We start from the raw sequence: 16,311 nt of genomic DNA, 5'->3' as shown, positions 1-16,311 counted from the left end.
CACGTGCGCCAGGCAGGCCAGCGGCCGCACCCCCGTGCGCGGCGGCGGCCGTCGTCGTCCCCCACCCGGTCCGCAGCAGCCGAGCGAGGAGCCGGGAGGCGGGCGTCGATGGGCCCACCGGCAGACGGCCGAACTCCCTCGACATGGTGAGGCGGCCTCCCGGAGGGCGGGCCGTCGCCGTGCCAAGGTTCCCGCCGTGGGAGCAGGGCACCTCGGAAGCGCCGTCGTCGCGGCGGTGCTGGGCGTGCCCGTGGGAGCCCTGGTCGCGCGGGCCGCAGGTCGGTACCCGTGGCCGGAGCCGGCCCGCCTCCGCGACCTGGTCGCGGCCGGGCCGGGCGCCGTCCGGTCGCCGTTCGTCCAGGTCGCCACGGCGCTGCTGTTCGGCCTCACCGCCCTGCGCTTCGGGCTCTCCTGGGAGCTGCCCGCGTTCCTCCTGCTGGCCGCCTGCGGGCTGCTGCTCGCCGTCGTCGACCTGCGGCACCGGGTGCTGCCCAACCGCGTGGTGCTGCCGGCTCTCGGGAGCTCCGCGGCGCTGCTGGTGCTGCCGGCCGCGGTGGAGGGCGCCTGGGCGGCGCTGCTGCGTGCCGGCCTCGGGGCCGCCGTCCTGTTCGCCGTCTTCCTCGTGCTGGCGCTGCTCTCCCCGGGCGCGCTGGGCATGGGGGACGTGAAGCTCGCCGCCCTCCTCGGGCTGTGCCTGGGCTGGCTGGGCTGGGGTGCGGTCGTCGCGGGGGCGCTCGCCGGGTTCGTCCTCCAGGCGGTCGTCGCCCTCGGGCTGATCGCCACCCGGCGCATCGACCTGCGCGGCGAGCTGCCGTTCGGCCCGGCGATGCTGGCCGGCGCCGCGGTCTCGATCGGCTGGAGCGTGCTGCTGACCTGACGGGTCCTCCCGTCACGTCAGGCCCTGGGGACCCCCGTCACCGACCGTGAGACGGGCCGGCGAGGTGCGCCCGGGGGAGTGGCGCGTGTCGGCCGACCGGGTGGACGCCCCTCAAGTCGGCGAGCGGAGAGCCCGACGGCTTCCTCACTGCCGCGAGGCCGGGTCGACCGATCCGGGCCGGCTCGGCACCCATCCCCCTGGGAGTCCCCGTGCTCAACTTGCTCAGCAACCCGCTGGCCACCCTCGTCACCCTCGTCTCCCTCGCCAAGGACCGCGTCCAGCGCGAGGAGAAGGGCGCCACCGCCGTCGAGTACGGCCTGATGGTCGGCCTGATCGCCATCGCCATCATCGGCGCGGTCATGTTCCTCAGCGACGAGCTCGAGGGCCTCTTCAACTCCATCGGCGGCTCGCTCGAGGACGCCGCCGGCGGCGGCGCCACCGCCGGCTGACCCTTCTGCACCCCTGCCGCGGCGCCGCGGCCCCTCCCCCCGGGGGCCGCTGCGCCGCGGTCGCACACGGACGTGCGGACGACGACCACGGACAGGAGGTGGGGACGTGTGCAGGCGCATGCGTGAGGAGCGCGGGGCCGCAGCGGTGGAGTTCGCCATGGTCGTCCCCCTCCTGCTGGTCCTGGTGCTGGGCATCGCCGAGTTCGGGCACGCCTTCCAGGTGCAGGGCACGCTGTCGGCCGCAGCCCGCGAGGGCGCCCGGGTGATGGCGCTGCAGAACGACCGTGCCGCCGCGCGCACCGCCGTCCGCAACGCCGCCCCCACGCTCGTCCCGGCGATCACCGACGCCCAGATCGCCATCACGCCCGGCGCCTGCCCGACGACCGGGACCGGCACCACCAACGTGCGCGTCACCATCGACTACCCGATGCCGTTCCTCACCGACTTCTTCGGCGCGAGCATCGACCTGAGCGGGACAGGGGTCATGCGGTGCAACGGCTGAGCCACCGCCGGTTCGCGCGGGTCCGCCGCCGGCTCGCCGATGAGCGCGGCGCCTCCGCCGTCCTCATGGCGCTGCTGCTGGTCCCGGTGCTCGGCTTCACGGCCATCGCCGTCGACGTCGGCGCGCTGTACGCGGAGAAGGCCCGCTTGCAGACCGCCGCCGACGCCGCCGCCCTCGCCGTCGCCCGAGACTGCGCCCTGGGCGCCTGCGGCGACATGCAGGCGACCGCGCAGGACCTGGTCGACGCCAACCTCGGCGACGCCACGGCCGCGCCACCCGTGCTGGGCAGTGCACCGACCCGCGTCACGGTCACCGGCAGCACACCGACCGAGCACTGGTTCGCCCCTGTCCTCGGTCACGAGTCCACGCAGGTCGAGGCCGCGGCCACCGTCGCCTGGGGCGGCCCCAGCCGCGGGACAGCCGTCCTGCCGCTGACCTTCTCCTGGTGCGAGTTCGCCCAGCAGACCGACGGCGGCCTGCCCTCCGGCACGACCGTCCGGACGGTCTACTTCACGAAGACGTCGAACACGGTCGGCTGCACCGGGCCCTCGCACAACGTCGTCCCCGGCGGGTTCGCCTATCTCGACACCCCGCCGGCGCGGTGCGAGGCGGCCAGCGCCCGCAACGAGCGGTCCTACTCGTCCACCGGGAACACGCCGCCGTCGGTCTGCGCGCCGTCCTACGTCGCGGACCTCATCGGGGAGACGGTGCTCCTGCCCCTCTTCGACGAGTCCGGGGGCACCGGCAGCAGCGCCTGGTACCACGTCTACGCCTACGCGGCGTTCCGTATCACCGGCTACCACTTCGGCGGCCAGTTCAGCACCTCGCCCAGGCCGTGCGGGGGCAACGAGCGCTGCATCAGCGGCTACTTCACCCGCTTCGTCGAGATGTCCGACCGCTTCCACTACGACCCGAGCACGCCGGTGACCGGGGCGTCCGTCCTCCGACTGATCCGATAGGGGCCCCGTGAGACGCCGACTCCTCGCCGCCGCCGCGGCACTCGTCCTCGCCGTCGCCGGCACCGTGGTCCTCCTGGCCTACGTGCGCGGCGCCGACGCTCGCGCCCTGGCCGGTGTCCGCACCGTCGAGGTGCTGGTCGTCAACGAGCTGATCCCCGCGGGGACAGCCGGCGACGCCGTCGCCGACCTCGTGCGCACCGAGCAGCTGCCCGCCAAGGCCGCCGTCGAGGGCCGGGTCACCGACCTGTCCGCGCTCGCCGGGCAGGTGGCCACCGTCGACCTCCAGCCCGGCGAGCAGCTGCTGGCCGGCCGGTTCGCCGCCCCCGAGGACGCCGTCCCCGGCACCGTCGCGCCTCCGGAGGGCACGTCCGAGGTGAGCATCCTGCTCGAGCCGCAGCGCGCCGTCGGCGGCCGGGTCGCGGCCGGGGACGAGATCGGCGTCTACGTCTCCATGGACCTCGAGAACGAGGCCGGCAAGAAGGTCGGCGTCACGCACGCGACCCTGCACGGCGTCCTGGTCACCCAGGTCCAGGGCGCCCCCGCCGCCGAGACCGGGAGCGGGACGGAGACGGCCTCCTCGGGCGGCGCGGCTCCGACGGGGAACCTCATGGTGACCGTCGCCGTGCGGGCCCGGGACGCCGAACTCGTCGTCTTCGGCATGGAGCACGGCACCGTCTGGCTCGCGCTCGAGCCCGAGGGCGCGGACTCCGACGACACCACGATCGTCCACCAGGGCAACGTCTACGGCGACCTGCTCGCCGGTCTCGGCACCGTCTACGGAGGCAGCAAGTGAGCGAGCTTGCGAGCTCACCAGTGAACGGAGCAGCCCGGCGAATGCCGGCGACGAGCGCCAGCGAGGAGAAGGCATGAGCAGGGTGGTCCTGGCCGCAGCAGACGACGACCTCGTCCAGCGGGTGCACGCCGCGGTCGACGGCGACGTGCAGGTGCTGCCGCCCGGCCGCCTGCCGGGCGACCCGGCACGGCTGTTCGAGCAGCTGGTCGACGGGGAACTGCCCGACGTGCTCCTGATCGGGCCGCTCGCACCGCCGCTGGAGGTGCTCACGCTCGCCCAGCGGCTCGACGTCCAGTGCCCCGGCATCAGCGTCGTCCTGCTGGCCGAGCCCTCGCCCGAGATGCTGCAGGCGGCGATGCGGACCGGCATCCGTGACCTGCTCGCCCCGGCTGCCGGCCCCGAGGAGATCCGTGGTGCCGTGGACCGGGCCGGCTCGGCGGCGGCCGGCCGCCGGCGCGTGCTGCGCCCGGTGGAGGAGACCGCCCGGTACACCGGGCGGGTCATCACCATCGCCTCGCCCAAGGGTGGGGTCGGCAAGACGACGGTCGCCACCAACCTCGCGCTCGGTCTCACCACCGCGGCGCCGCAGTCGACGGTGCTGGTCGACCTCGACGTCCAGTTCGGGGACGTCGCCTCGGCGCTCGGGCTGCTCCCGGAGTACACGCTGCCGGACGCCGTCCAGGGGCCGGCCAGCGAGGACACGATGGTCCTCAAGACCTTCCTCACCCGGCACCCGAGCGGGCTCTACGCCGTCTGCGGGGCCGAGTCCCCAGCGGCCGGCGACGCCGTCAGCGGGGCCGACGTCACCCGGCTGCTGAGCGCGCTGACGAGGGAGTTCCGGTACGTCGTCGTCGACACCGCGCCCGGGCTGTCCGAGCAGACCCTCGCCGCGCTCGACCGGGCGACCGACGTGGTGATGCTCAGCAGCATGGACGTCCCCGGCGTCCGGGGGCTGCGCAAGGAGCTCGACGTCCTCCGTGAGCTGTGCATGATCCCGGCCGGACGGCACGTGGTCATGAACCTGGCCGACGCCAAGGGCGGGCTGTCCGTGCGCGACGTCGAGACGACGATCGGCACAGGGGTGGACGTCGTCATCCCGCGGTCGGCCGCGGTGCCGGCGTCCACCAACCAGGGCGTGCCCATCCTCGCCAGCGGGCGCAAGGACCCTGCGGTCAAGGAGCTGCGGCGGCTCGTCGCCCGGTTCGCCGCGACCCCACTGGTGAAGCCCGGCCGGTACCGGGCCAGGCACCGGGCGGCGTCGTGACCCCCGCCCGGCTGAACGGGAGGGTGCCGTGAACCTCGCCTCGCGTCTCGCCGCCGTCCAGGGCCGGCACGCGGCTGCCGACACTCCCACGCCCGCCGTGCCGGTGCCGACCCCACCGTCCGCGGTGCCCACGCCCCGGCCGGTCCCGCCGACCGCCCCGCCGCCGCCCGACGCGCTCACCAAGCTCAAGGACCGGGTGGCCAAGGCGCTGTTCGAGCGCATGGGCAACCGGATGAACGACCCGTCCCTGTCCGAGGACAGGCTGCGGGCCCTCGTGCTCGGTGAGCTCGACGAGGTCGTCGAGGAGGAGCGGGTCCCGCTCAGCGCCGAGGAGCGGCAGCGGCTCACCGCCGAGCTCGCCGACGACGTCCTGGGCTTCGGACCGCTGCAGAAGCTCCTCGACGACCCGGCGGTCACCGAGATCATGTGCAACGGCCCGGACAACGTCTACGTCGAGCAGGGCGGCAAGCTCGTCCGGTCCGGCGCCCGGTTCACCTCCGAGGAGCACCTGCGCCGGGTGATCGACCGCATCGTCTCCCGGGTGGGACGCCGGATCGACGAGTCCTCGCCCCTGGTCGACGCGCGCCTGGCCGACGGCTCCCGGGTCAACGCGATCATCCCGCCGCTGGCCTTCAGCGGGTCGACGCTGACCATCCGCAAGTTCGCCAAGGACCCCTTCACCGTCGACGACCTCATCGGCTTCGGGACCCTGTCGCCGGAGATGGCCGAGCTGCTGCGGGCCTGCGTCGAGGCCCGGCTCAACGTCATCGTCTCCGGCGGCACCGGCACCGGGAAGACGACCCTGCTCAACGTGCTGTCCTCGTTCATCCCCGAGGACGAGCGGATCGTCACCATCGAGGACGCCGTCGAGCTGCAGCTGCAGCAGGACCACGTCGTCCGGCTGGAGTCGCGGCCGCCGAACATCGAAGGCAGGGGCGCGATCACCATCCGGGACCTGGTGCGCAACTCGCTGCGGATGCGGCCGGACCGGATCGTGGTCGGGGAGTGCCGCGGCGGGGAGAGCCTGGACATGCTCCAGGCGATGAACACCGGGCACGACGGCTCGCTGTCCACGGTGCACGCCAACTCCCCGCGGGACGCCATCGCCCGGCTGGAGACGCTCGTCCTCATGGCCGGCATGGACCTCCCGCTGCGCGCCATCCGGGAGCAGATCGCCTCCGCGGTGGACGTCGTCGTCCAGCTCACCCGGCTGCGCGACGGCACCCGCCGGGTCACCCACGTGACCGAGGTGCAGGGGATGGAGGGCGAGACCGTCACCCTCCAGGACGCCTTCCTCTTCGACTACTCGGCCGGCGTGGACGCGGCCGGCCGGTTCCTCGGCAAGCCGGTGCCCACCGGCGTCCGGCCGCGCTTCACCGACCGCTTCGACGAGCTCGGCATCACCCTGTCGCCACGGGTCTTCGGGGTCGTGGAGCCGGTGCGGCGGGGGTGGGCCTGATGTCACCGGGCCTGCTCCTGCTCGGGCTGCTCGCCGTCACCGCCGCCCTGCTGCTCCTCGCGCTGGTCGTGCTCCCCGCCGGCCCGCGGCGGGTACCGCTGAGCCGGCTGGACCCCACGGTCGGGCCGGCCCCGTCGGCGCTGGCCGGTGCGTCGGCCGCCGCCGGTGCCGCCGTCGAGCGGGTGCTCGTCAAGCGCGGCCGGGTGGCCGGCGGAGCCGCCGCGCTGGAGCGGGCCGGGGTGGCCATGTCCCTGCCCGACGTCGTGCTGCTCGTCGGGCTGGCCACCCTGGTGCTCGGCGCGCTCGGGTTGCTGCTGGGCGGGGTGCTCATGGCCGGCGTCCTCGCCGTTGCCGCGCCACTGGCCGCCCGGCTGTCGGTCAGGTTCCGCACGAGCCGCCGCCAGGCGGCCTTCGCCGACCAGCTCGACGACTCGCTGCAGCTCATGGCCAGCAGCCTGCGAGCCGGGCACAGCCTGCTCCGCGCGGTCGACTCGGTGTCGGTCGAGGCCGCCGCCCCCACCTGTGAGGAGTTCGCCCGCATCGTCAACGAGACCCGGGTCGGCCGCGACCTCGGCGACGCCCTGGACGAGGTGGCCGAGCGGATGGACAGCGACGACTTCCGGTGGACGGCCCAGGCGATCGCCATCCACCGCGAGGTCGGCGGCAACCTCGCCGAGGTCCTGGACACGGTCGGGCACACGATCCGCGAGCGCAACGCGATCCGCCGTCAGGTCAAGGCGTTGTCGGCGGAGGGCAAGCTGTCGGCGATCGTCCTGATGGCCCTGCCGTTCGGCGTCGTCACCTTCCTGTCCGTGGTCAACCCCGACTACCTGTCCGCCTTCACCTCGAGCCTGGCCGGATACACCATGATCGGGATCGCCGCGGTGCTCCTCGTGGTCGGCGGGCTGTGGCTGCGGAAGACCGTCCGGATCAGGTTCTGATGACACCGGTCCCCGTGTACGCCGCGGCCGCCGTCGTGGCCCTCGCCCTCCCGCTGCTGGGCTGGGCGGTGTTCGCCCGTCCGCAGGACGCCGCCGCCCGCTCGCGGGCCAACCTGACCCGTGGGCTGGACCCGGTCGGGCCGGCTGCCGTCCGCCCGCGCCCCGGCCCGCTGGCCGGGCTGGCCGGCGCGCTCACCCCGGCGGGCACCGTCGCCCGGCTCAACCGGCTCGCCGGGGCCGCCGGGCGTCCTGCCGACTGGCCGGTCCCGCGGCTGGTCGCGGCCAAACTGGTGCTGGCCGCGATCGCCGGGGGCCTGGGGGCACTCCTCGTCGTGGCGCGGCCGGGCCCGCTGACCGTGCTGATGGCGCTCGTGGTCACCGGCGTGGCCTACGTGGTCCCCGAACTGCTCCTGTACAGCCGGGCGCAGGAGCGGCAACAGGCCATCGGGCTGGAGCTGGCCGACACCCTCGACCAGATGACCATCGCGGTGGAGGCCGGCCTGGGCTTCGAGGCGGCGCTGGCGCGCGCCGGGCGCAACGGGCGCGGACCGCTGGCCGAGGAACTCGTCCGCACGCTGCAGGACATCGCGGTGGGCCAGCCGCGGCGGGAGGCCTATCTGGCGCTGGCCGAGCGGACCGCGGTCCCGGACCTGCAACGGTTCATCCGCGCGGTGGTCCAGGCCGACGCGTACGGCGTCTCCATCGCCGACGTGCTGCGCACCCAGGCGCAGGAGATGCGACTCAAGCGGCGGCAGCGCGCCGAGGAGAAGGCGATGCAGATCCCGGTGAAGGTGATCTTCCCGCTGATCCTGTGCATCCTGCCGACGCTGTTCATCGTCCTGCTCGGGCCGGCGGCGATGGACATCGTCGACGCCTTCAGCGGCTGAGCGAGGTGCGGGAGCGCAGGTCTCCTGCGCTCCCGCACCCCGCCGGCGCCGGTCGGCGGGGCTCAGCCGGTGGAGCGGGGCTGAGCCGGGTTGGTCGGGTCGCCCTGGGACGGCGGGTTCATCGGCGGGCCGGACGTCGCCTCGGAGACCTTGGAGCCGGCCGCGGCGTGCACCGGGTCGTCGGCGGCCGCGGCCGCCGGGTCCCCACCGGAGGGCTGGGCGCCCTCACGCAGGGAGGACAGCCGGTTCTCCATGATCGTCACCACCTGCAGCCGGTTGGCGTGGGCGCGCTCGTACGCGAGCAGCGTCTCCAGCCCGGCCGCGTCCAGCGTGCGGATCCGCGAGGTCAGGCCGTCGACCGGCAGGTGGTCGTAGTCGGGCAGCGGCAACTGGTCGTGCTCGGTCATGAGGCCCCGCCTACCCGTTCCCGCGGATCCGACACCGGGTGTGAGGCCACGGTCGGTGGGTAGGCGGGCGGAGGCGGGAGCGCCCACCACGGGCCCCGCTGTTCTCATCGACAGCGATCGAGGAGTGGTCCCCACCTCATGGACGTGTCCTTCCTGGAGCCGGTCTTCAGCGCCTCCGGGCCCTACGCCACCGTGTGCGCCGACGTCACGCACACCACCGAGAACGCCGACACCGAGGTCGAGCTGCGGGTCCGCGCGATCACCGAGCGGCTCAGCGAGCAGGGCGCGCCGGAGACGGTCGTCGAGGCCGTCCGCAGCCGGCTGCTCGAGGCGAACGACGGCGGGGAGATCGCCACCCTGCGGGGCCGTGCCCTCGTCGTGGCCGCCGACGGGACCGTCGTCCTGGACCAGCCGCTGGTCGACGTGCCGCGGCAGGAGGTCGCCGAGTACTCGCCCGCGCCCGACCTCATGCCGGTGCTCCGCCAGCTGCCCGGCCGGGTGCCGCACATCGTCGTCGTCACCGACCGGGTCGGCGCCGACATCTCGGTGGCCAGCCTCGTCGGCCGGCCGGAGATCGAGGACGAGGTCGAGGGCGACAGCTTCCAGATCCGCAAGTTCCAGGGCGGCGGCTGGGCGCACCACCGCTACCAGCACAACGCCGAGAACAAGTGGATCCACAACGCCGACAACGTCGCCGAGCGGATCGCCTCGCTGGTCCGCCGGCTGCACCCGCAGTTCGTCCTGCTCGCCGGCGACGTCCGGGCCCGGCAGATCCTCACCGACCGGGCCAGCGACCTGTGGTCGGACCTCGTGGTGTCCATGGACGAGGGGGGCCGCGCGGCCGGTGCCGACCGCGAGCCGGTGGAACGGCGGACCGCCGAACTGGTCGCCGAGCACGAGGCCCGCGAGGAGGCCGACGTCGTCGAGAAGCTCGCCTCGGCCGGCGCCCACGGCCTGGCTGTGACGGGCAAGGCCTCGGTGGTCGAGGCGCTGCGCAAGGGCCAGGTCGAGACGCTCGTCCTCGCCGACCAGCAGGATGCCGACGACACGCTCATCGTCGGGAACTCGCCGCTCGAGCTCGGTGTCGACCAGCACGACATGGACGCGCTGGGCACGCACGGCACCGTCGTCCCTGCTCAGGCCGGGCTGCTGGCGGCCGCGGTGGCCAGCGCGGCCGGCGTCGTCGTCGTCCCGCGGTCGGCGATGCCCGGTGACATCCCGGTGGCCGCCGTCCTCCGCTACACCGACGAGTCCACGCCCCAGCCCCAGTGAGGAGCTCCCGATGACCGACCCGCACCAGCCCGCCACCTCTCCCGGCACCTCCACCGCTGACGTCGAGCACCGCGCGGCGATCGCCGAGGCCCTCGGCAAGGAGGTGTGGCCGGCCGACCGGGACACCCTCGTGGCCAAGGCGGAGGAGGCGAACGCGCCCGACCGGGTGCTCGGCGACCTGCGCCGGCTGCCCGCCGGCCGGCGGTTCGACAACGTGCAGGACGTCGCGCGGGCGCTCGGCATCGGCACCGAACAGGAGCGGTTCTGAGATGACCACGCAGAAGGAGCCCAGCCGGGAGGCGCTGGCCAACGTGACCGAGGACAACGTCCGCACCCGCTCGCAGCTGCTGCCCGAGGAGGAGGGGATGCAGGGCAGCGGCATGGAAGAGGTGGCGGCCGAGGTGATCCTGGCCGAGTCCGAGGAGCGGACCGTGCACGCCGACCCGGACGACGCGCAGGGGGCGCACCGGCGTTCCGAGGACACCGCGGACCTGCCCTGAGCGGGTTCTTCCCCGGCTTTCCCGAGCAGCGGGTCGACGTCGCCGACGGGGTGACGCTGCGGGTGCGCACCGGCGGGTCGGGGCCGCCGGTCGTCCTGCTGCACGGCCACCCGCGGACCCACACGACCTGGCACCGGGTGGCGCCACGGCTGGCCGAGGCCGGGCACAGCGTCGTCTGCCCCGACCTGCGCGGTTACGGGCAGTCCACGGCGCCGCCGCCGGCCGACGACCACGCGCAGGCCTCGAAGCGGGCGATGGCGAGCGATGTCGTCACGCTGATGCGCCGCCTCGGCCACGAGCGCTTCGCCGTGGTCGGGCACGACCGGGGCAGTTACGTGGCACTGCGGACGGCGCTGGACCACCCGGGGGCGACCACGCACCTGGCCGTGGTCGACTGCGTCCCGATCGTCGAGCACCTCGACCGCGCCGACGCCCGGTTCGCCGCCGCCTGGTGGCACTGGTTCTTCTTCGCCCAGCCCGACAAGCCCGAGCGGGCGATCACCGCCGACCCCGACGCGTGGTACGGCGCCCTCGCCCCGGGCCGCGCCGAACGCATGGGGCCGGAGAACCACGCCGACTTCCGCCGCGCCATCGCCGACCCCGGCACCGTGCGGGCCATGCTCGAGGACTACCGGGCCGGCCTGACCGTGGACCGCGCCGCCGAGGAGGCCGACCGCGCCGCCGGACGGCGGGTCGGCTGCCCCACGTTGGTGCTGTGGTCGGCCCGCGACGACCTCGAGGACCTGCACGGCGACCCGCGGGCGATCTGGGCGACCTGGACCGCCGACCTGCGCGGCGGCGGGCCGATCGACAGCGGCCACCACGTGGCCGAGGAGGCGCCCGACGAGTTGGTCGCGGCCCTGGTCCCGTTCCTGCGCATGTGATCTTGAGGCCCGGCCGGGGTAGGGGCAGGCCATGCCGAAGACGACGAAGAGCGGGAAGGCGAAGAAGGACGAGATCCCGAGCACCCTGGAGCGGTCCGACGAGAAGGCGCAGCGGACCTTCGCCAAGGCGCACGACTCGGCGATGGACTCCTACGACGACGAGCGCCGGGCCAACCAGGTGGCGTGGGCCGCGGTGAAGCACACCCACGAGAAGGTCGGCGACCACTGGGAGCCGAAGGACCACAAGGGCCCCAGCGACCCGCAGGCCGAGGGCGGCCGGGACACCAACCGGGAGACCAAGGGCGGCGTCGACGCCAACGCCTCCAAGGAGCACCTCATGGAGATCGCGAAGAAGCTCGACGTCTCCGGTCGCTCCACGATGACCAAGGACGAACTGGTCGACGCCATCCAGAAGGCGAACGACAAGGAGACCGCCGAGGCGCGCAAGAAGCGCTGAGGCAGAGCCCGCGGGAAGAGGGCGGAATGGATCGCGGAAGGGGCGCGGCGTCCGAGGGCGCCGCGCCTGACTGACTATTCCTCGCACTCCTCGCGTGTGTCGTCGCCCTCGTGGTGGTCGTGGTAACGGTGACGGTCGTACCACCAGTCGTAGTCGTCCCGATCGCGGTCGCCGTCACCGTCCCAGTCGTAGTCCCAACCGCAGTCGTACGGAGCGACCTCGGCCTGGGCCATGCCGGGGGTGACCAGACCGGTGACCACGGCTGCGCCGAACGTCGTGGCCAGGAGGACGCGGCGAGCGGTCATTTCCATGATGGCCCCCTTGTGTGGGTTCCTGGCGACACCTCGTGGTGCCGAGGGGACCGTAATGGGGCCCGCGCAGTCTCAGAACCGTCCAAAGGCCCCGCCCGACGGGCTGGGACCCGCCGTTGTCGGCTCGGCCGGAGAATGGCGGGATGCCATTCCCCGCGCACGTCGCACGTGGTCAGGATTCGGTGACTCGGAACGAGGAGGAGAAGGTGCCCTCGAGCTGTGAGGGTCAGCCGGCGGGGATGAGAACCAGCTCGGTCTGCCGGTCGCCCAGGTAGGTCACGCCCTCGTCGGTGAGCGCGATGCCCTCCTCCAGCGCCATCCGCACCGGCTGGCCGCCCCACTCCGGCACCGGCACGCGGACGCAGAGCTCCAAGGCGTAGACGGTGTCGGGGTGCAGCACGCGGTCCCCGGCCCCGGGGACGCCGCGCTGGTCGTCCCACATGCCGATCACCGGGCCGGCGCCGTGCCCGTGGAAGCCCACCGGGTGCGAGTAGACGTCCCCGTCGATCCCCTCGGCCGCGGCGGCCGACCGCGCGGCGGCGAGCACCTCGTTGCCGGTGCGGCCGGTGACGAACTGCCCGACGGTGAGGTCCTGCAGCCGGTTGCCCGTCGCCAGCGCCGTCCGCAGCCCCGCCGGGGCGTCGGTCTCGCCCGGCCGCAGGACGTAGCCGTTGCGCTGGCTGTCGGTCTTCAGCCCGAGGCTGGACACGCCGACGTCGCAGTGCACCAGGTCGCCGGGCTCGACCGGCACGTCGTAGGGGACGGCGGGCAGCAGCGCACCGCGTTCCGCGGCCGGCGGCACCCCGGCCCGCTGGAGGTCGACCACGGGGTGGAACCAGGGCCCGACGCCGAGGTCGGCGAACCGCTGGCGCAGCCACCAGGCCAGGTCGGTGGCGGTGGTCTCGCCCACGGTCAGGACGGCGGGGGAGAAGGCCTCCTCGACGACGGTGCGGACCAGCCGGTTGAGCCCGTCGAGCGCGGCGATCTCCTCCGGCAGCCGCGTCTCCAGCCAGCCGACCGCCAGGTCCTCGGCCGGCACCAGCCGCGCCGCGAAGGGGCCCAGCGCCTCGGTCAGCTGCCCGTGCTCGGTGTGCGACAGGCCGTCGGCCAGCGCGAAGTCCGCCGACACGTCGATCCCGATCCGCCGGGGGTCGGCCTGCTCCACGAGGCGGCGCACCTCGGCCCACTGCGCCGCCTCGGTGGCCGGCGCGCCGTCGTCCTCGGGGGACCAGGCGGGGAGGAACTGGCCGACGGGGTAGCGGGAGACCGCGACCGCGGTGACGCCGTCGTCGCTGCGGTGCAGCGCCAGGATCGTGCGGCGCCGCGCGGACAGCCAGGTCGCAGGCAGGAGCGTGGCCAGGACGGGGTCCTCGTTGTACTCCCGGCCGACCACCAGCCACAGGTCGATGCCGGCGCGGTCCATGAGCCCGGGCAGCAGGTCCAGCACCCGCTGGGTCAGCCACCGGTCGCGGACGTCGGCCTGCACCCGCAGCGGCAACGGCCCCGCGCGGAGCGGGTCCGGCGCGACGAGGGTCACGAGGACAGGGAACCAGACAACCGGCGTCCGCACCGGTCGAGCCGCACGACCCCCGCGGGGGTCCTGCTTCAGGCCGGTTCGCCGGCGGGCGCGCCCTCCTGCGGGTGGTTGTCCCGCAGCCGCACGCTGCGCTGGCGGGGGAGGACGGCGACGACCCGGTCGCGTCCGGCCTGCTTGGCCTCGTACATGGCGCCGTCGGCCTGGTCGAGCAGCCGCCACATGGCGTCGGCGGCGTCCTCCCCGTCGCTCGGCCGGACCAGCGCGATGCCGATGGACGCCGTCACCGCGTGGCCGTCCGCGGTGCGGCTGCGGGCCACCGCGCCGCGCAGCCGCTCGGCCAGCCGCGCGGCCTCGGCGGAGTCGCTGACCAGGCCCAGCACGACCAGTTCCTCCCCGCCGATGCGGGCCAGGACGTCGCTGGGCCGGACCGTGGCCGACAGGGACACCGCGACCGCCTGCAGGACCGCGTCCCCGGCGGCGTGCCCGTGGCTGTCGTTGAGCCGCTTGAAGTGGTCGAGGTCGAGCACCATCGCCCCGACCCGGGAGCCCTCCCGGCGGGCCTGGCGCCACACGCGCGGCGCCTGCTCGACCAGCGACCGCCGGTTGGCCAGGCCGGTGAGCGGGTCCAGGTTCGACAGCGCCTGGGTGGCCTCCAGCAGCCGCTGCACGCGGCGGCGCAGGACGTAGACGCCGAGCGAGGCGCCGTTGAGCACCCCGGCGGTGACCGCCACCCCGACGAGCAACCCCGGCAGGGACTCCGTCGCCTCGTGCTTCAGCGCGATGCCGCTGGACAGGACGGTCATCAGCATGCTGACGCCGACCATCCACGGCCCCAGGAACCAGGCCGCGACGAAGCACGGGAAGAGCAGCAGCAGGGGTGGCGCGTGCCGGGGCACCTCGATGCTGAGGACGGACACCACGTAGACGACGTGGCCGAGGAGCACCAGGCCGAAGGTGGCCCAGGGACCGGCCCGCTGGCGCACCGCCAGCGGCAGCGACACCCCCAGGCAGGACAGCATCACCACCGCGAACCAGATCCGGGCGGTCCCGGGGTGCACGGCGCCTTCGACCAGCAGGGTCACGCAGCCGACGAGGCCGCCGAGGAAGGTGAGGATCGCGAGGGTCATGACGGCGACCCGGTGCTCCGGCCCGCGGCTGGCCGCCGTGCTCGGTGCGCTGCGCGGTGTGTCGGTCTCGTTGCGTCGCCGCACGGTCACGGTTGCAGGATGCCGTACGGGAGCGGCCAGTGGGAGGTGCTGAGCGTCGCGAGTCCGGCGAGTTCCGCGGGCGGCGGCTCCGGTCGACGCCGACCGGACGCCGGTGCCAGGGTGGCGGTCATGTCGCACCCCGACCCCGGCCGGGTCGTCGTCCGCACGCTGACCGACCACCCGCTGGTCCCCAACGGGCCCACCAGCTCGGTGCGCATGGTCGCCCCCGGCTCGGAGACCGCCGGGCGCTACGGCCTGGTCGAGTACACCGTCGGGCCGCGCAGCGCCGGGGCCGCGCCGCACTACCACCAGACGTTCTCGGAGTCCTTCTACGTGCTCTCCGGGGAACTGACCGTCTTCGCCGACGGCGCCTGGCGGCCGCACCGCCCCGGTGACTTCGCGCTGGTGCACGAGCGTGGCGTGCACGGCTTCCGCAACGACGGCGACGAGCCGACCTCGTTCCTCATCCTGTTCGCGCCCGGCATCGCCCGCGAGCAGTTCTTCGCCGAGATGGCCGAGCTGCGCCGCAGCGGGCGGCAGCTGTCGCCGGAGGAGATGACCGCGTTCTACGCCCGTCACGACCAGGTGATGGTCGACGTCTGAGGGTGGCAGGGTGAGCTGCCCAGCACGCGATCGCGAGGAGGCGCACATGCCGCAGGGGCCGTGGTTCTACTGCCTCAAGCACCACACCGTCGAGGACCGGGACGGCTGCGCCGAGCGGCACCGGCTCGGTCCGTACGCCACCCGCGAGGAGGCCGAGCACGCGCTGCAGTCGGTGGCCGACCGGGAGGAGAAGCTGACCGCCGAGGACCGCGCCTGGGAAGGGGAGTGAGCGCAGAGCCCGGCGAGCGCCCCGGCATGATCGGCTGAGGGACGCCGGGCGGTCCGGCGGTGTGGGAGGTGGCCACGTGACGGACGGACGCTCGGTGGATGACCTGGTCGTCGGGGTGGTCGGCGGCACCGGTCCGCAGGGCCGGGGGCTCGCCGTGCGGCTGGCCGCGGCCGGTCAGCGGGTGCTGCTGGGCTCGCGGGACGCCGAGCGGGCCGCCGCGGTGGCCGAGGAGGTCGCCGGCCGGGCCGCGGTGGCCGCCGGGGGCGTCGAGGTGTCGGTGCGCGGCGGGTCGAACGTCGACGTCGCGGGCGCGGCGGACCTGGTGATCGTCGCCGTGCCGTTCGCCGGGCACGCCGACACCCTCGCCGACCTGGCCACGCCGCTGGCCGGGAAGGTCGTCGTCGACTGCGTCGTCCCGATGGCGTTCGACGAGCTGGGGGCCTACGTCCTCGACGTGCCCGAGGGGTCGGTCGCCCAGCAGGCGGCGGCGCTGCTGCCCGACTCGCACGTCGTGGGCGCGTTCCACCACCTGTCCGCCGTCCTGCTCGAGGACCTCTCCCGGCCCACCCTCGACGGCGACGTCATGGTGGTGGGGGACGTGCGCGAGGCCACCGACACCGTGCAGGCGCTGGCCGGCCGGCTGCCCGGGATGCGCGGCGTCTACGCCGGCCGGCTGCGCAACGCCCGCCAGGTCGAGGCGCTGACGATCAACCTCGTCTCGGTCAACCGCCGGTACAAGGCGCACGCCGGCATCCGCGTCACCGACGTCTGA

21 protein-coding genes are annotated in these 16,311 nt (G+C 74.4%); 17 read left to right on the top strand and 4 right to left on the bottom strand.

The window, feature by feature from the left end:
- Positions 1 to 196 precede the first annotated feature (196 nt).
- From ACI79D_RS23310 to ACI79D_RS23270, 9 genes are all read left to right on the top strand, one after another.
- Positions 197 to 877: a prepilin peptidase gene (locus tag ACI79D_RS23310; RefSeq protein ID WP_456920907.1), complete on the top strand. Its 681-nt coding sequence runs from the start codon at positions 197 to 199 to the stop codon at positions 875 to 877.
- A gap of 209 nt (positions 878 to 1,086) precedes the next feature.
- Positions 1,087 to 1,326, top strand: coding sequence for a Flp family type IVb pilin (locus ACI79D_RS23305; RefSeq protein ID WP_456920906.1), 240 nt, complete (start codon positions 1,087 to 1,089; stop codon positions 1,324 to 1,326).
- A 106-nt stretch (positions 1,327 to 1,432) separates the two neighbouring features.
- Positions 1,433 to 1,828: a TadE/TadG family type IV pilus assembly protein gene (locus ACI79D_RS23300; protein WP_456920905.1), complete on the top strand. Its 396-nt coding sequence runs from the start codon at positions 1,433 to 1,435 to the stop codon at positions 1,826 to 1,828.
- Positions 1,816 to 2,787 carry a pilus assembly protein TadG-related protein gene (locus tag ACI79D_RS23295; protein WP_456920904.1) on the top strand — a complete coding sequence of 324 codons (972 nt, stop codon included), beginning with the start codon at positions 1,816 to 1,818 and terminating at the stop codon, positions 2,785 to 2,787. Before ACI79D_RS23300 ends, ACI79D_RS23295 begins: the two co-directional genes overlap by 13 nt.
- 7 nt (positions 2,788 to 2,794) lie before the next feature.
- Entirely contained in the window at positions 2,795 to 3,580 is a 786-nt protein-coding gene (gene cpaB / locus ACI79D_RS23290) for a Flp pilus assembly protein CpaB (protein WP_456920903.1), read from the top strand.
- A gap of 73 nt (positions 3,581 to 3,653) precedes the next feature.
- On the top strand, positions 3,654 to 4,844 hold the full coding sequence (locus tag ACI79D_RS23285) for an AAA family ATPase (RefSeq protein ID WP_456920902.1): 1,191 nt from the start codon (positions 3,654 to 3,656) through the stop codon (positions 4,842 to 4,844).
- Between the two features lie 28 nt (positions 4,845 to 4,872).
- Positions 4,873 to 6,303 (top strand): CpaF family protein, encoded by a 1,431-nt coding sequence (locus ACI79D_RS23280; RefSeq protein WP_456920901.1) that lies wholly within the window; start codon positions 4,873 to 4,875, stop codon positions 6,301 to 6,303.
- A complete protein-coding gene (locus ACI79D_RS23275) occupies positions 6,303 to 7,244 on the top strand; it encodes a type II secretion system F family protein (protein ID WP_456920900.1) in 942 nt (313 codons plus the stop codon). Before ACI79D_RS23280 ends, ACI79D_RS23275 begins: the two co-directional genes overlap by 1 nt.
- Positions 7,244 to 8,131, top strand: coding sequence for a type II secretion system F family protein (locus ACI79D_RS23270; protein ID WP_456920899.1), 888 nt, complete (start codon positions 7,244 to 7,246; stop codon positions 8,129 to 8,131). Before ACI79D_RS23275 ends, ACI79D_RS23270 begins: the two co-directional genes overlap by 1 nt.
- Before the next feature lie 62 nt (positions 8,132 to 8,193).
- Here the strand turns inward: ACI79D_RS23270 and ACI79D_RS23265 are convergent, their stop codons facing one another.
- Entirely contained in the window at positions 8,194 to 8,538 is a 345-nt protein-coding gene (locus ACI79D_RS23265; RefSeq protein ID WP_456920898.1) for a hypothetical protein, read from the bottom strand.
- 138 nt (positions 8,539 to 8,676) lie between these two features.
- Here ACI79D_RS23265 and ACI79D_RS23260 point away from each other — a divergent pair, with 138 nt between their 5' ends.
- The 5 genes from ACI79D_RS23260 to ACI79D_RS23240 are packed head-to-tail and all read left to right on the top strand — an operon-like array spanning position 8,677 to position 11,651.
- Positions 8,677 to 9,810 (top strand): baeRF2 domain-containing protein, encoded by a 1,134-nt coding sequence (locus ACI79D_RS23260; RefSeq protein WP_456920897.1) that lies wholly within the window; start codon positions 8,677 to 8,679, stop codon positions 9,808 to 9,810.
- Positions 9,811 to 9,820: 10 nt separating this feature from the next.
- Positions 9,821 to 10,078, top strand: a complete 258-nt coding sequence (locus ACI79D_RS23255) for a DUF2795 domain-containing protein (protein WP_456920896.1) — start codon at positions 9,821 to 9,823, stop codon at positions 10,076 to 10,078.
- Between the two features lies 1 nt (position 10,079).
- Positions 10,080 to 10,310: a hypothetical protein gene (locus tag ACI79D_RS23250; RefSeq protein ID WP_456920895.1), complete on the top strand. Its 231-nt coding sequence runs from the start codon at positions 10,080 to 10,082 to the stop codon at positions 10,308 to 10,310.
- Positions 10,311 to 10,360: 50 nt separating this feature from the next.
- The gene (locus ACI79D_RS23245) at positions 10,361 to 11,194 is read left to right on the top strand and encodes an alpha/beta fold hydrolase (RefSeq protein WP_456920893.1); all 834 of its coding nucleotides are present in this window, start codon (positions 10,361 to 10,363) and stop codon (positions 11,192 to 11,194) included.
- Positions 11,195 to 11,225: 31 nt separating this feature from the next.
- A complete protein-coding gene (locus ACI79D_RS23240; protein ID WP_456920892.1) occupies positions 11,226 to 11,651 on the top strand; it encodes a ChaB family protein in 426 nt (141 codons plus the stop codon).
- 74 nt (positions 11,652 to 11,725) lie between these two features.
- Here ACI79D_RS23240 and ACI79D_RS23235 read toward each other — a convergent pair whose 3' ends face one another.
- From ACI79D_RS23235 to ACI79D_RS23225, 3 genes are all read right to left on the bottom strand, one after another.
- Positions 11,726 to 11,962, bottom strand: coding sequence for a hypothetical protein (locus tag ACI79D_RS23235; RefSeq protein WP_456920891.1), 237 nt, complete (start codon positions 11,960 to 11,962; stop codon positions 11,726 to 11,728).
- A gap of 226 nt (positions 11,963 to 12,188) precedes the next feature.
- A complete protein-coding gene (locus ACI79D_RS23230) occupies positions 12,189 to 13,499 on the bottom strand; it encodes a M24 family metallopeptidase (protein WP_456920890.1) in 1,311 nt (436 codons plus the stop codon).
- A 68-nt stretch (positions 13,500 to 13,567) separates the two neighbouring features.
- The gene (locus tag ACI79D_RS23225) at positions 13,568 to 14,716 is read right to left on the bottom strand and encodes a diguanylate cyclase domain-containing protein (RefSeq protein ID WP_456920889.1); all 1,149 of its coding nucleotides are present in this window, start codon (positions 14,714 to 14,716) and stop codon (positions 13,568 to 13,570) included.
- Positions 14,717 to 14,836: 120 nt separating this feature from the next.
- On the opposite strand from ACI79D_RS23225, the gene ACI79D_RS23220 reads away from it, so the two are divergent.
- From ACI79D_RS23220 to npdG, 3 genes are all read left to right on the top strand, one after another.
- Positions 14,837 to 15,310 (top strand): cupin domain-containing protein, encoded by a 474-nt coding sequence (locus ACI79D_RS23220; RefSeq protein WP_456920888.1) that lies wholly within the window; start codon positions 14,837 to 14,839, stop codon positions 15,308 to 15,310.
- A gap of 46 nt (positions 15,311 to 15,356) precedes the next feature.
- Positions 15,357 to 15,539: a hypothetical protein gene (locus ACI79D_RS23215; protein WP_456920887.1), complete on the top strand. Its 183-nt coding sequence runs from the start codon at positions 15,357 to 15,359 to the stop codon at positions 15,537 to 15,539.
- Between the two features lie 76 nt (positions 15,540 to 15,615).
- Entirely contained in the window at positions 15,616 to 16,311 is a 696-nt protein-coding gene (npdG, locus tag ACI79D_RS23210; protein WP_456920886.1) for an NADPH-dependent F420 reductase, read from the top strand.

The organism is Geodermatophilus sp. SYSU D00708 (assembly GCF_054050115.1).
The sequence above is the reverse complement of the archived record's forward strand: the minus strand, read 5'-3'. Positions and strand labels throughout refer to the sequence as shown.

Coding starts and splice junctions, on each gene's coding strand:
- ACI79D_RS23220 (WP_456920888.1), top strand. CDS start 14,837: ATGTCGCACCCCGACCCCGGCCGGGTCGTCGTCCGCACGCTGACCGAC.
- ACI79D_RS23285 (WP_456920902.1), top strand. CDS start 3,654: ATGAGCAGGGTGGTCCTGGCCGCAGCAGACGACGACCTCGTCCAGCGG.
- ACI79D_RS23250 (WP_456920895.1), top strand. CDS start 10,080: ATGACCACGCAGAAGGAGCCCAGCCGGGAGGCGCTGGCCAACGTGACC.
- ACI79D_RS23265 (WP_456920898.1), bottom strand. CDS start 8,538: ATGACCGAGCACGACCAGTTGCCGCTGCCCGACTACGACCACCTGCCG.
- ACI79D_RS23240 (WP_456920892.1), top strand. CDS start 11,226: ATGCCGAAGACGACGAAGAGCGGGAAGGCGAAGAAGGACGAGATCCCG.
- ACI79D_RS23275 (WP_456920900.1), top strand. CDS start 6,303: ATGTCACCGGGCCTGCTCCTGCTCGGGCTGCTCGCCGTCACCGCCGCC.
- ACI79D_RS23260 (WP_456920897.1), top strand. CDS start 8,677: ATGGACGTGTCCTTCCTGGAGCCGGTCTTCAGCGCCTCCGGGCCCTAC.
- ACI79D_RS23215 (WP_456920887.1), top strand. CDS start 15,357: ATGCCGCAGGGGCCGTGGTTCTACTGCCTCAAGCACCACACCGTCGAG.
- ACI79D_RS23235 (WP_456920891.1), bottom strand. CDS start 11,962: ATGGAAATGACCGCTCGCCGCGTCCTCCTGGCCACGACGTTCGGCGCA.
- ACI79D_RS23270 (WP_456920899.1), top strand. CDS start 7,244: ATGACACCGGTCCCCGTGTACGCCGCGGCCGCCGTCGTGGCCCTCGCC.
- ACI79D_RS23255 (WP_456920896.1), top strand. CDS start 9,821: ATGACCGACCCGCACCAGCCCGCCACCTCTCCCGGCACCTCCACCGCT.